Origin of the sequence: Actinomadura sediminis, assembly GCF_042675525.1 — a bacterium.
Lineage (GTDB): Bacteria > Actinomycetota > Actinomycetes > Streptosporangiales > Streptosporangiaceae > Spirillospora > Spirillospora sediminis.
In genome coordinates, this window is the sequence record NZ_JBHTJA010000148.1 from 1 (window position 1) to 11,988 (window position 11,988).

Sequence of the window (11,988 nt, forward strand, 5' to 3'; positions counted from 1 at the left end):
GGCTGGACGTGCCCGTCGACCGCCGCCCGCTCCGGGACCGGGTCGCGGCCGTGCACCGCTCCGCCGAGCGGCGCGGCACGTCCGGGCGGGCGGCGGCGAGCACGGCCGTCCTGCGGCTCATCGGGGCGCTGCCGCCGCCGCTGCACGCGCGCGCCGCCCGCGCGGTGTACCGGTCCCGGTTCTTCGGCGCGATCGTGTCGAACATGCCCGGCCCGGACGTCCCGATGTCGCTCGCGGGGGTCCCGCTCGGCGACGTCCACCCGATCCTGCCGCTGGCCGACGGCGTCCCCCTCGCGGTGGGGGCGCTCGGCTGGAACGGGGCGCTGCACGTCGCGGTGACCGCCGATCCGCACGTCCTGCCGGAGGCGGACGGGTTCGCGGACGCCCTCGTCCGCGCCTTCGGCGAGCTGACCGGCGAGCTGACCGGCGAGAGCGGCGCGCGGCCGGAGGCGAGCCCGTCCCGCACGACGCCCACCTGATCCCGAAGCGCCGGTTCGCCTCCCGGAATGCCGGAAATGTCGGTGCGGCCGGGAAGGATGAGGGCATGACCGAGACACCGGCCCCCACGACCGAGATCGGCGATCAGGCCGCGTACGCCGCCGCCGTCCAGACCGCCGTCGCGGCGTCCGCCGCCTACTACGGCGGCGGCGACTCGCCGCTGGACGACGACGCGTTCGACCGGCTCGTGCGCGGCATCGCCGCCTACGAGACCGCGAACCCCGGGCACGTCCTGCCCGATTCGCCGACCGGCAAGGTCGCCGGAGGAGCCGTGGCCGGGGACGTGCCGCACACCGTCCCCATGCTGAGCCTCGACAACGTGTTCTCCGCCGACGACCTCCGGTCGTGGGCCGCCGGGGTCGCCCGCCGGATCGGCCGCGACGTCGAGGTCTGGAGCGTGGAGCCGAAACTGGACGGCCTCGCCGTCTCCGCCCGGTACGAGGACGGGCGCCTCGCACGGCTGGTGACGCGGGGCGACGGGGCCGCGGGCGAGGACGTGTCGCACGGCAAGGGCATGATCGCGGGGCTGCCGGAGCGGCTCGCCGAGCCGGTCACCGTGGAACTGCGCGGCGAGGTGCTGATGACCCGCGGCCAGTTCGAGGCCGCCAACGACGCCCGCACCGGCGCGGGCGGCGCGGCGTTCGCCAACCCGCGCAGCGCGGCCGCCGGGTCGCTGCGCGCCAGGGACCGCGCCTACCAGGTGGAGATGACCTTCTTCGCCTACGGGGCGCTGCCGATGGACGGCACCGGCGACGACCTGGCGGAGCGCCTGCGGGGGCTGCCGCACAGCGCGGTCATGGAGCTGGTCGCCGGGCTCGGCGTGCGCACCGTCGCGGTCACGCCCGTCCCCGGGACGACCGCGACGACCGTGGACGGGGTGCTGGAGCGCGTCCGGGAGATCGCGGCGCTCCGCCCCGACCTGGACTTCGGCATCGACGGCATCGTGATCAAGGCGGACGCCGCCGCCGACCAGGCCGACGCGGGCCTGTCGTCGCGGGCGCCGCGCTGGGCGGTCGCCTACAAGCTCCCGGCCGTCGAGAAGATCACCCGCCTGGTCGGCGTCGAGTGGAACGTCGGGCGCACCGGGGTCATCGCTCCCCGGGCCGAGCTGGAGGAGGTGGAGCTGGACGGCTCCCTCGTCCGGTACGCGACCCTGCACAACGCGGCCGACATCGAGCGGCGCGGGCTGCTGCTGGGCGACCACGTCACCGTCTACAAGGCCGGGGACGTGATCCCCCGCGTGGAGGCGCCGGTGGCGCACCTGCGCACCGGCGACGAGAAACCGATCGAGGTCCCGGAGGCGTGCCCGCGCTGCGGCGACGAGATCGACCGCTCCCAGCAGCGCTGGCGCTGCGTGCGGGGCCGCGACTGCCACGCCGTCGCGTCCGTCCGCTACGCCGTCGGCCGCGACCAGCTCGACGTCGAGGGCCTCGCCGGGAGCCGCATCGACCAGCTCGTCGAGGCGGGCCTCATCGAGGACTTCGCCGACCTGTTCACGCTCACCCACGACCAGGTCGTCGGGCTCGAGCGGATGGGGGAGACCAGCACCGCGAACCTGCTCGCCGCGATCGACGCAGCCAAGGCCAAGCCGCTGAACAAGGTGTTCTGCGCGCTCGGCGTGCGTCTGACCGGCCGCTCCATGTCGCGGCGCATCGCCCGGCACTTCGGCACGATGGACGCGATCCGGGCCGCCGACGCCGAGGCGTTCCAGGAGGTCGACGGGATCGGCCCCGAACGGGCGTCGACCGTGGTCGCCGAGGTCGCCGCGCTCGCGCCGCTCATCGACAAGCTCGTCGCCGCCGGGGTGAACATGACCGAGCCCGGCGCGACCGGCCGCCCCGCCGCCGCGCCGTCCGGGGAAGCGGCCGCGGAGACGGCGGAGGAAACGGGGGACCTCCCGCTCGCCGGGCTCTCGGTGGTCGCGACCGGCGCGATGTCGGGCCCCCTCGAGGGCCTGTCCCGCGACGAGGTCAACCAGCTCATCGAACGCGCCGGGGGGCGGGCGTCCTCGTCGGTGTCGGGGAGGACGTCGCTGCTCGTCGCGGGGGAGAAGGCGGGGTCCAAGCGGGCCAAGGCCGAGAAGCTCGGCGTCGAGATCGTCCCCCCCGAGGAGTTCGCCGCCCGCGTCGCCGCCTTCCGCTGACCGCGCGGGCGGCCGTCAGCCGTCCCCGCCGGACCGGACGAGCCAGCTCAGCAGCAGCATCACGTCCAGCCGGCCGTCGAGCTCGGTGAACCGGCCGCCGGTCAGCTCGTGGATGCGGCGGAGCCGGTACCGGACGGTCTGCTCGTGGATGTGCAGCCGCTCGGCCGCGACCACGGCGTTGTCGCCCGACTGCAGGTACGTCAGCAGCGTCTCGGCCAGCGGCTGCCGCCGCGAGCGCGGAAGGTCCAGCAGCGGGCCGAGGACGGCGCCCGCGGTCGCGCCGACGAGCTCCTCGGCCGCCAGCGTCGCCAGGGACGACACGTGCTCGGCGCAGCGGACCGGCTCGCCGCGCGGCAGCATCCCGCGCTCGATCAGCGTCAGCGCGTGCCGCGCCCACCGCAGCGACACCGCGCCCTGCGTCACGGGCACCGTCGGCCCGAGCGCGGCGGTGCCGAGCCGGCGCAGCGCGGGCCACAGCCGCTCCTGCCCGGGACCGTCCGGGTCGGGCACCACCAGGAACGGGATGGGCGCGTCCCAGTCGGCCAGCACCGACGGCGGCAGGATCCGGGCCCCGGCGGGCGCGCCCGCCGGGAGCGCGATCAGGCCGATGCTCCTCGGCAGGTCCCAGCGCGCCGCGACCGCCAGCTCGGCGATCGCCTCGTGCCCGGGGGACGGCTCGATGATCAGCATGTCGCGGAGCCGTTCGCGGCGCCGCTCCCGGGCGGTCGCCAGCTGGCCCTGCTCGCGCGCGTACCCCTGCGCGGCCGCGTCGGCGATCCGGGAGACCAGCATGAACAGCGAGTCGGTGAGGCGGCCCAGCGTCTCCCGCGACCAGCCGAGCCGGTAGGCGTCCATGATGAACCGCTGGCACGCGACCTGGCAGCTCACCCGCATCGCCGTCTGCAGCGCGTCCAGGCCGCGGCCCTGCCGGGCCTCGAGCTCGCCGAGGCGCGTGTACAGCTCGGTGAGCTTGCGGGGGTCGGCGTCGGGATGGTCGACCGAGTCGACGAAGAACGCGACCGCGTCGCGGACCGCCCGCTCGACCCGCTCGGCGTACTCGCCGTCGTCGTCGGAGTACTCGGGGACCTGCTCGCGGATCTCCCGCTCCATTTCCCGGACGGCTTCCTGCACGTGCTGGCGCAGCACGCCGGGCAGCTCGTCGGGCAGGGGACCGGCCACGGGACCTCCCTCCGGGGACGGGCCTCACCTTAGGCGGCCGGAGTGATCGCTGTCACCCGGGGGGCCGCGTCAGCCGTTTGCCCATCCGCTGCGCGGGCTTCTCCACGTACCGGTACGCCAGCGCCGCCGCCCCGAGGACGCCCGCGACCAGCACGACGCCCCAGCCGAGCCGCTCCGGCACCGGCAGCGAGCCCGGATCCCGCCCGGCGGCCGTCCAGACCGCCTGGATCACCAGCGGATGCAGCAGGTACAGCGAGTAGCTGACCAGGCCCGACCACACGAGCGCCCGCGGCATCGTCCGGTGCCGCAGGGCGAGTCCCGCGAGGAACGTCAGCCAGGCCGCCGCGACCGCCAGCGACCAGTCGAGGCCGAGCGACTCCGGGTACCCGTGCTGCGACCAGGTGGGCGGCGGCCGCAGCCCCGCCAGCAGCGTCAGCACCGGCACCACCGCGATCATCACGGTGGCGGGCCACGCCCGCAGCCGGCCGTCCTGCAGCCCGCGGACGGCCGTTCCGGCGAACATCGTCGCGATGATGCAGAGGCTCTCGACCCCGCCGATGCGGCTGTTGAGCACCAGCAGCGTCAGCGCCAGCGTCGCGACGACCGCGACCCCGATCCGCCGGACCGTCCGTCCCCCGAACAGCGCCGCGAGCCCGGCCGCGAGCACGGCCGCGGCGACGAGCGTCGTCCCGTCCGGCCAGCGGGCGGCCAGCAGCTGGGACGGCAGCACCACGCCGAGCAGGGCCGCCGCGCCCCCGAAGCCGAGCGCGACGCGTGCGCTGGCCCGCTTCACCCCGGCGACGAACATCGCCGTCACCAGCAGGTAGAAGATCATCTCGTACGACAGCGTCCAGAACACGTTCACGACGTTCGGCACGCCGAGGAGATCCTGCAGCATCGTCAGGTGCGCCAGCGCCGCCGTCCACGGCCGGTCGCCGAGCGCGGCGGGCAGCCCGTAGCCGAACCCCGCCACGGCGAGCGCCAGCGCGAGCGCCACCGACACCGCCCACGCCGGGTACAGGCGGAAGAACCGCCCCACCCAGAACGCGCGGACGCTGCCGCGCCGCTCCAGCGAGAACGGCACCACGTAGCCGCTGACGAGGAAGAACACGAAGACGCCGTAGCGTCCGAAGTCGAACCAGGGGCTCGCGGTGGCGCGGACCTCGGGCAGCAGCACGTCGAGCGAGTGCTCGAAGACCACGACGAGGGCGGCGATCCCGCGCAGGGCGTCCAGCCAGCCCATCCGCGGCCGGCTCGCCGCGGGCGCGTCGATCCGGGTGTCCGGTGGGGTCAGAGTGTTCGCCGGCATCTCGGCCACCCTAGGGGCCGTCTTCCGATGCTCCGCCCAGCGCCCCCTGAACGTTCGCTGAACGCCAGGTCGACGCCGTCCGGCGTGTCGCCGTCCCCTTCGTGTCCGGGTTCGCGCCGGGGCGCCCCCCGTTCCGGACGCCCGCTCCGGACGCCGGTCAGCCGGGCAGGATCCCCACCGCCGCGTACAGCAGGGGCGGACCCGCCGGGACGGACGGCCGGTCGGGACGCCACGCCGCGGCGGGGGCCACGCCGGGCGCCAGCGGCGTGAACGGCCCGAGCAGCTGTTCGACGTCCGCGGCGCCGCGCGGATGCAGCGGCACGCCCGCGTCCCGGTACAGCCGCGCCGCCTCGGCCATCGCGGCGGGCGCGAAGTCGCCGGTGGCGTGCGCGACGACGAGCGCGCTGCCCGGCGCGGCCGTGGCGGCGAGCGCGGCGACGGGCCCGTGCGGGTCGGGCAGGAAGTGCAGGACGGACGAGAACACCAGCGCGACCGGCTCGGCGGGGTCGATCAGCCGCCGCACCTCCGCGCTCGCCGGGATCGCCGCCGGGTCGCGCAGGTCCGCCCGCAGCGCCGCGACGCCGTCGGCGGCGAGCCGGGCCCGGGCGTGCGCGATGACCAGCGGGTCGTCGTCGACGTACACGACGCGGGGGCCGCGGACGTGCCGGGCCGCCAGCCGGTGCAGGTCGTCGCCGGTGGGCAGGCCGCAGCCGAGGTCGAGGAACTGCCGGACGCCGCGCGCGGCGAGCGTCCGGACGGCGCGGGCGACGAACGCGCGGCCCTCCCGGGCCGCCGCGGCGGCGCCCGGCAGCGCGTCCAGCAGCCGGTCGGCGAGGTCGCGGTCGGCGGCGTAGTTGTCCTTGCCGCCGAGCAGGCGGTCCTGGACCCGGGCGAGGCCCGGGCGGTGCAGGTCGGGGACGGGCCGCGGCCCGTCGTCCGGTGCCGGTTCGCCCGCGGGGCCCCGGCCCGGGACCCGTCCTGTCGTGGCCGTCCCTGGCATCACCTGTCGCCTTCCTCTGGGGAGCAAGTGCGGTGGCTGCCATCGACGGTAGAGCGCGGGACGCGGATCGGGCGGAGCCCGGCGTCCGGACGGGCCGAAACGCGAGCGGCGCGTGACCGCATCGGGCCACGCGCGTTTCGGGCGGTCGCCGACGCGCGGCGCGCCGCGGGTGCGCCACCGCAGGAAAAGGCGGGAACGGGCCGCCGGGGCGCCCTCCGGACGCGGACCGGAGCGTTCCGGCGACTTGGCCGCATCCGGTCATGACAGCGAGTTGACGCGCGAAGTGGAGACTTGGCGGAATCCGCCGTCGATCCGCGCCCTTGTACGGCATATCTCGCCATGCTCCCGGTGCGGCCGCGGGCGGGCCGCGCTCAGCGGCGGCGGCGCCCGCAGCGGTTCTCGCCGGTCCGGCTCAGCTCCTCGAGGACGAGCGTCGCGCCGATCCCGGCCAGCCACGTGTCCTTGGCCAGGGGGATGCCGTCCTGGGTGGGCCGGATGCCTCCCTCCTCCCGCATCCCGGGCAACCGCAGGTACAGGCCCGTCAGCCCGCCCGCGAACGCGGTGAGCGCGGCGCCCGCGAACACGGTCGGCACGAACGGCGCCAGCAGCGCGCCGCCGAGCGCCACCTCGGCCGTCCCGAGCATCCGGGTGAACTTCTGCGGATCCTGTGACTCCAGGAACGGGTACGCCGTCTTCGCCGTCCCGTGGATGTAGTCCGCCGTACCCGGGTCGCCCTTCAGCTTCGACAGTCCCGAGTTCAAGATGAACGCGCCCACGACCAGGCGGGCGGGCATCTGGTGCGCGCGAGCAAGAAAACGCATCGTTCCCCACAATGATCTGGGTGAGTCCGGGCGCAGCCTTCATTCCCGGCATTTCCCACACGCACCCGTGGTCGCGGTCAATTCTCGGCATCCCCGCTGGTACCTCGCGGGGCGCAGGCGTTTCCCGGTGCCCTGCTCCCGTCGGCGGAGTCCCGGTGCATCCGCAGACCGGACGACGGCCCCCGGAACGACCTCGCACGATCGCAGGGTCGTTCCGAGAGGGAGGAGTCGCGAGATGCCGGTTCAGGAAGCCGCCCCGAGAGGGAGTACCGCGGGACGGGCGTGGCGGCCGCGTCCGAACGTCCGCAAGACACTGCTGCTGGTGCACGTCCTGGCGTCCGTGGCACTGGCCGGCGAGGTGTGGGCGCTCGTCATGCTCAACCTCACCGCCACGCTGACCGACGACGCCGCGCTGGTCGGGCCCGCGTACCGGCTGATGCCCGTGCTGGTGTACGGCGGCGGGATCCCGCTGAGCTTCCTCGCGCTGATCAGCGGGATCGTGCTCGGGCTCGGCAGCAAGTGGGGGGTGCTGCGGCACTGGTGGGTGTTCGGGAAACTGCTGCTGCTGATTACCACGATCCTGTTCGGGGCGCTGCTCGGGCAGCCCGAGGCGATGGCGGAGGCGGCGGCCGACGGGACCCTCCCGGCCGCGGCGCGCAGGTGGCGGGAGGTCGCGGTGGTCGCCGCCCAGCTCGTCATGCTGCTGGCGGCCACCGGCCTGTCGATCTTCAAGCCGCGCGGCCGGGTGCCCCGGCCGCGCCGCCGTCCCTGAGCGGCGCGGCGTGTCAGGCGGGCTCGTCGGCGAGGCGCTCCGCGACCGCGCGCAGCGCCTCGACGCACGCCCGCACCGCCGGCCGGTCGGCCTCCGTCCGCCAGGCGGCGTAGATCTTGCGGCGGACGACCGGGCGGGTGGCGAGCATCCGCACCCAGTCGGGGATCGGGTCGCGGCCGAGCCGGGGGATCAGCGCGGCGGCCAGATCGGCGTCCACGAACGCGAGCTGCGTGGGGTAGTCGGCGACGTTGCAGGCGATCACCGGGTCGGCGCCGTGCTCGCGCAGCGTCTGCAGCAGCTGCTGCTCGCAGGTGCCGCCCGCCGTCCACGCCGCCCACCGCATCCCGCGCAGTTCGGCCAGATCGACCGACCGCCGCCGGGCCAGCGGATGACCGGCGGGGAGCGCGAGGTCGATGACGTCCGACGCCAGGAGCAGGCGCGACACCGTGGCGGGGACCGGGGTCGGCAGCGTGTCCCAGCTCTCCACCACCGCGACGTCGATGTCACCGCGGACCAGGGCCGGCAGGACGGTCTCCGCCTCCCCCTCCTGCAGGGTGGGGGACAGGCGCGGGTGGCGCTCCTGCAGCGCCCTGAGGGCGGGCGGCAGCACCGCGCGGGCCGCGGTGACGAACGAACCGAGCCGCACGGGCCCCACCGCGTCCTCGCGCAGCCCGTCCAGCTCGGCGCGGGCGGCGGCCAGCTGGGTCAGCACCCGCGCCGCATGCCCGGCGAGGACGTGCCCGGCGCCGGTGAGGCGCACGCCGCGGCCGTGCGGCTCGAGCAGCCGGTGCCCGGTCTCCCGTTCGAGCTTCGCGAGCTGCTGCGACACCCCGGACGGCGTCACGTGCAGGGACTCGGCGGCGGCCGCGATCGTGCCGTGCACCGACACCGCGTGCAGGGCGCGCAGCCGTTCGACGTTCATCGTCACGGTAGGAAGGCTACCGATTCACGCTTAAAAAGCGTCGCTTGTGCTAAGTGTTCCGCTGCGGCAGCGTGGAGCGGGTGCGAAGGATCGATCCACGGCTCCTGGTGATCGCGGGGGCCGCGTTCATCTCCGCGTCCGCGATCTTCGTCGGGCTGTCCGGCGTCTCCTCCGGCACGGCGGCGTTCTTCCGCTGCGCGCTCGCGGTGCCGCTGCTGCTGCCGCTCGTCCGGTGGGAACGGCGCCGCGCCGGGCCCGCGCGCGGCGGCGGCCTCGACGTCGTTGCGGGACTGCTCCTCGGCGTGGACCTGGTGCTGTGGGGCGCGGCCATCGAGGACGTGGGCGCGGGGATCGCGACCGTCCTGGTCAACGTGCAGGTCGTCGTGGTGCCGCTGCTCGCGCTGGCCGTGTTCCGCGAACGCCCGTCGCGGGCGTTCGCGGTGGCGGTGCCGGTCATGCTGGCGGGTGTCGCGCTCGCGGCGGGCCTCGCCGACCAGGGACCGCACGCCGCCGACCCGGTGCGCGGCGCGCTCTACGGCGTCGGCGCCGGCGCCGCCTACGCCGGCTATCTGTTCCTGTCGCGCGTCGCGGGACGGCGCGGGCCCCACCGGGCGCGGCCCGTGCTGCTGGCGACCCTCGGCGCGGGCGCCGCGTCCGTCGCGGTCGGCGTCCCGTGGCACGGCGTCGACCTCACGCCGGGCTGGGCCGCGTTCGGCTGGCTGGCCGCGCTGGCGGTGACCGGCCAGGTGTGCGGCTGGCTGCTGATCGGCGCCGGGCTGCCGCGGCTGCGCGCCGAGGTCGGCGGGACGCTGCTGCTGCTCCAGCCGGTGCTCGCCGTCCTGCTCGGTGCCCTGGTGCTGGCCGAGCGGCCCGCGCCCGCCCAGCTCGCCGGCTGCGCCCTGGTCGTCGCCGCCGTCTGGCTCACCGGCCGCCGCGAGCCCCCGCCGCCGCAGGACGTCGTGCCGGAGGCCCCGCCGGGAACGGAGCGGCGGGCCGCCGCGGAGGCCGCGCGCTAACGTCGTGCCCATGGAGTGGGCGGCGGAACACGAGATGACGGCCGGCGCGGCCGCGGCGCTCGTGGGGGAGCGGTTCCCGGAGCTGCGCGGCGCGCCGGTCGAACCGCTCGCGACCGGGTGGGACAACACGGTGTTCCGCGTCGGCGGCGAGTGGGCGTTCCGGTTCCCCCGCCGCGAGATCGCCGTGCCGGGCGTCGAGCGCGAGATCGCGACGCTCGCCGCGCTGGCGCCGCGCCTGCCGCTGCCGATCCCCGTGCCGCGCTACGTGGGGGAGCCCGGCGGCGGGTTCCCGTGGCCGTTCTTCGGCGCGCGGCTCCTCCCCGGGCGGGAGCTCGCCGAGGTACGGCCGCCGGACGGACGGCGCGCGCCGACCGCCGCCGCCCTCGGCGGTTTCCTGCGGGCGCTGCACGACCCCGCGCTCGTCCCGGCCGCGGGCGCCCGGCTGCCCGTGGACCCCGTCCGGCGGGGCGATCCCGCCCACCGCGCCCCCATGGCCGCAGACCGCCTGGACCGGCTCGCCGCGCTCGGCCTGCGGAGGCCGGACCCCCGCGTCCGCCGATTCCTGGACGCCGCCCGCGACGCCGCCCCGCCCGCCGGGGAACCCGTGATCGTGCACGGCGACCTGCACTCCCGGCACGTCCTGCTCGGACCCGCGGGCGAGGCCGCGGGGGTGATCGACTGGGGCGACGTGTGCCTCGCCGACCCGTCGGTGGACCTGTCGCTGGCCTATGCCGCGTTCGCGGGCGACGACCGTGCCGCGTTCCTGGACGCCTACGGGAACGTCCCGCCGGACCGGGAACGGGCGGCGCGGGTGCTGGCGCTGTTCATCGCCGCGACGCTGGCCGAGTACGCCGCCGTCGAGGGGCTCGCGGACCTGCTCGCCGAGTCGCTCGCAGGGATCGGCCGGGTGCTCGCACCCTGACGGTCCCCGGCGCCGCCCGGCACGGTCAGGGGCGCATGTAGACGCGGATCGCCGTGCCGTCCGGGCCGGTGTGCATCCGCACCAGGTCGGCGAGGTGGTTGACGAGCAGGATCCCGCGGCCCCCGTGCGGGCTCATCTCGACCGGGATCCGCCCGGCCAGCGGATCGGTGATCGTCCCGGCGTCCCGCACCTCGCAGACGACCAGGCCGTCCTCGGACCAGATCCGCGCGGTGCCCGCGCCGCCGCCGTGCAGGCAGGAGTTCGCGGCCAGCTCGTTGACGGCCAGCTCCAGGTCGCCCGCCGCTCCCGGGCCGAGGCCGAGCCGCGCCGCCCACGTCCACGCGAACTCCCGGACCCGCGGCAGCGCGTCGAGGTCGAAGTCGATCCGGTACGCCTGGGCGGGCGGCGGCAGCGGCCGGTTGTAGTCGCGGACGATCCGCTCCGGCGCGTAGTCGCGGCTCGCGCGCTCGCCGTCGGCGTCGATGAGCACCGGGTGCGTGGCGCGGGCGTCGGCGAGCGCGCGGTCGTCCAGCCCGGCCGTGTCGTACGGGCACAGGATCGACACGCTCCGCCCGGCGAACGCCAGGTTGATCAGCGCTTCGTGCTGGGCGCAGGCCGGATACTCGGTCTCCGACCGGCCCGGCCAGATCGGTTCCCCGATGATCCGCACCCGTCCGCCCCGGTGACGGTCGGCGAAGTCGCGCAGCACGCCGGGGATGATGCGGCCCGGGTTGCGTCCCGCCTCTGTCATGTCGAGCCAGGTGACGGACGCCACCGCGGCGTCCGGCTCGTCGCCGCCGAGAGCGTCCCGCAGCGTCGCGAGCCGCGCGCCGGGCACCGCCACGGCCACCGGCTCGCCCGCCTCGACGCCGTCCCGGACGAACGGGACGGTCCCCGCGAGGTACTCCTCGTCGGTCCCGTAGAACAGGGCGGGATGGACGAACGGGTCGCCGTCCGCGGCGGAGCCCGTCGTCGCCGTGTCCGTGAAACTCGTGTCCGCGGGGCTCATCGCGTCGCCGCCCCGCTCGGTTCCCCCATCTCGTGCATCGGCCCGAGCGTACGCGCACTCCGGCGGCGGTGCGGTATGGACCCCGTCGATGCTATCGCCCCCAGTCCCGGTGAACGCCGTTCACGTAACGGTTACCCCGCGGCGACGTGCGAAAACGGGAGATAGTGCATCAATTCAGCTACGTTGCCGGCCGAACCCGCGGTGGCGGGGCCTCCGGCTCCGGCAGCAGCGCGGCGTCCACGACGTCCGTCAACAGGTCGCGCCTGCGGTGCGCGGCGCGCTGCCGCTCGGCGCCCGTCCCGCCCGCCAGCAGCCGCCGGACCCCGCTCGCGACGCTCCCGGCGTCGCCGCTGTCGCGCAGCGCGGGCAGGATGCTGCCGAGCAGGGCGGCGGCCAT

General features: G+C 76.1%; 11 protein-coding genes and 1 pseudogene. 5 read left to right on the plus strand and 7 right to left on the minus strand.

Features of this window, described 5'->3' with window-relative positions; genetic code table 11:
• Both ACFQ11_RS34785 and ligA read left to right on the plus strand, forming a co-directional pair.
• Positions 1 to 479: WS/DGAT domain-containing protein (locus ACFQ11_RS34785; RefSeq protein WP_378306651.1), on the plus strand; the 479-nt coding region annotated here is incomplete at its 5' end.
• 65 nt (positions 480 to 544) lie between these two features.
• Positions 545 to 2,641, plus strand: a complete 2,097-nt coding sequence (gene ligA, locus ACFQ11_RS34790) for an NAD-dependent DNA ligase LigA (RefSeq protein ID WP_378306653.1) — start codon at positions 545 to 547, stop codon at positions 2,639 to 2,641.
• 15 nt (positions 2,642 to 2,656) lie between these two features.
• Here the strand turns inward: ligA and ACFQ11_RS34795 are convergent, their stop codons facing one another.
• The 4 genes from ACFQ11_RS34795 to ACFQ11_RS34810 all read right to left on the minus strand — a co-directional run bounded on the left by ACFQ11_RS34795 (position 2,657) and on the right by ACFQ11_RS34810 (position 6,950).
• On the minus strand, positions 2,657 to 3,820 hold the full coding sequence (locus tag ACFQ11_RS34795; RefSeq protein WP_378306655.1) for a helix-turn-helix domain-containing protein: 1,164 nt from the start codon (positions 3,818 to 3,820) through the stop codon (positions 2,657 to 2,659).
• Positions 3,821 to 3,872: 52 nt separating this feature from the next.
• On the minus strand, positions 3,873 to 5,129 hold the full coding sequence (locus ACFQ11_RS34800; RefSeq protein ID WP_378306656.1) for an acyltransferase family protein: 1,257 nt from the start codon (positions 5,127 to 5,129) through the stop codon (positions 3,873 to 3,875).
• Between the two features lie 157 nt (positions 5,130 to 5,286).
• Positions 5,287 to 6,129 carry an SAM-dependent methyltransferase gene (locus tag ACFQ11_RS34805; RefSeq protein ID WP_378306658.1) on the minus strand — a complete coding sequence of 281 codons (843 nt, stop codon included), beginning with the start codon at positions 6,127 to 6,129 and terminating at the stop codon, positions 5,287 to 5,289.
• A 371-nt stretch (positions 6,130 to 6,500) separates the two neighbouring features.
• Positions 6,501 to 6,950, minus strand: a complete 450-nt coding sequence (locus tag ACFQ11_RS34810) for a hypothetical protein (RefSeq protein WP_378306660.1) — start codon at positions 6,948 to 6,950, stop codon at positions 6,501 to 6,503.
• Positions 6,951 to 7,185: 235 nt separating this feature from the next.
• On the opposite strand from ACFQ11_RS34810, the gene ACFQ11_RS34815 reads away from it, so the two are divergent.
• Positions 7,186 to 7,722: a hypothetical protein gene (locus ACFQ11_RS34815; protein ID WP_378306662.1), complete on the plus strand. Its 537-nt coding sequence runs from the start codon at positions 7,186 to 7,188 to the stop codon at positions 7,720 to 7,722.
• A 13-nt stretch (positions 7,723 to 7,735) separates the two neighbouring features.
• Here ACFQ11_RS34815 and ACFQ11_RS34820 read toward each other — a convergent pair whose 3' ends face one another.
• Positions 7,736 to 8,644, minus strand: coding sequence for a LysR family transcriptional regulator (locus tag ACFQ11_RS34820; RefSeq protein ID WP_378306671.1), 909 nt, complete (start codon positions 8,642 to 8,644; stop codon positions 7,736 to 7,738).
• Between the two features lie 80 nt (positions 8,645 to 8,724).
• On the opposite strand from ACFQ11_RS34820, the gene ACFQ11_RS34825 reads away from it, so the two are divergent.
• On the plus strand, positions 8,725 to 9,660 hold the full coding sequence (locus ACFQ11_RS34825) for an EamA family transporter (RefSeq protein WP_378306664.1): 936 nt from the start codon (positions 8,725 to 8,727) through the stop codon (positions 9,658 to 9,660).
• A 10-nt stretch (positions 9,661 to 9,670) separates the two neighbouring features.
• Entirely contained in the window at positions 9,671 to 10,582 is a 912-nt protein-coding gene (locus ACFQ11_RS34830) for a phosphotransferase (RefSeq protein WP_378306666.1), read from the plus strand.
• A gap of 25 nt (positions 10,583 to 10,607) precedes the next feature.
• On the opposite strand, the gene ACFQ11_RS34835 is transcribed toward ACFQ11_RS34830, so the two are convergent.
• Complete coding sequence (locus ACFQ11_RS34835; protein ID WP_378306668.1) at positions 10,608 to 11,591, minus strand: anti-sigma factor RsbA family regulatory protein; 984 nt, start codon at positions 11,589 to 11,591, stop codon at positions 10,608 to 10,610.
• Positions 11,592 to 11,769: 178 nt separating this feature from the next.
• A pseudogene (locus ACFQ11_RS34840) lies at positions 11,770 to 11,988 on the minus strand (hypothetical protein); the annotation flags it as partial.

Excerpts from the sequence above, each read along its gene's own strand:
- ligA (WP_378306653.1), top strand. The coding sequence starts at position 545 with ATGACCGAGACACCGGCCCCCACGACCGAGATCGGCGATCAGGCCGCG.
- ACFQ11_RS34800 (WP_378306656.1), bottom strand. The coding sequence starts at position 5,129 with ATGCCGGCGAACACTCTGACCCCACCGGACACCCGGATCGACGCGCCC.
- ACFQ11_RS34805 (WP_378306658.1), bottom strand. The coding sequence starts at position 6,129 with ATGCCAGGGACGGCCACGACAGGACGGGTCCCGGGCCGGGGCCCCGCG.
- ACFQ11_RS34810 (WP_378306660.1), bottom strand. The coding sequence starts at position 6,950 with ATGCGTTTTCTTGCTCGCGCGCACCAGATGCCCGCCCGCCTGGTCGTG.
- ACFQ11_RS34815 (WP_378306662.1), top strand. The coding sequence starts at position 7,186 with ATGCCGGTTCAGGAAGCCGCCCCGAGAGGGAGTACCGCGGGACGGGCG.
- ACFQ11_RS34820 (WP_378306671.1), bottom strand. The coding sequence starts at position 8,644 with ATGAACGTCGAACGGCTGCGCGCCCTGCACGCGGTGTCGGTGCACGGC.
- ACFQ11_RS34830 (WP_378306666.1), top strand. The coding sequence starts at position 9,671 with ATGGAGTGGGCGGCGGAACACGAGATGACGGCCGGCGCGGCCGCGGCG.
- ACFQ11_RS34835 (WP_378306668.1), bottom strand. The coding sequence starts at position 11,591 with ATGAGCCCCGCGGACACGAGTTTCACGGACACGGCGACGACGGGCTCC.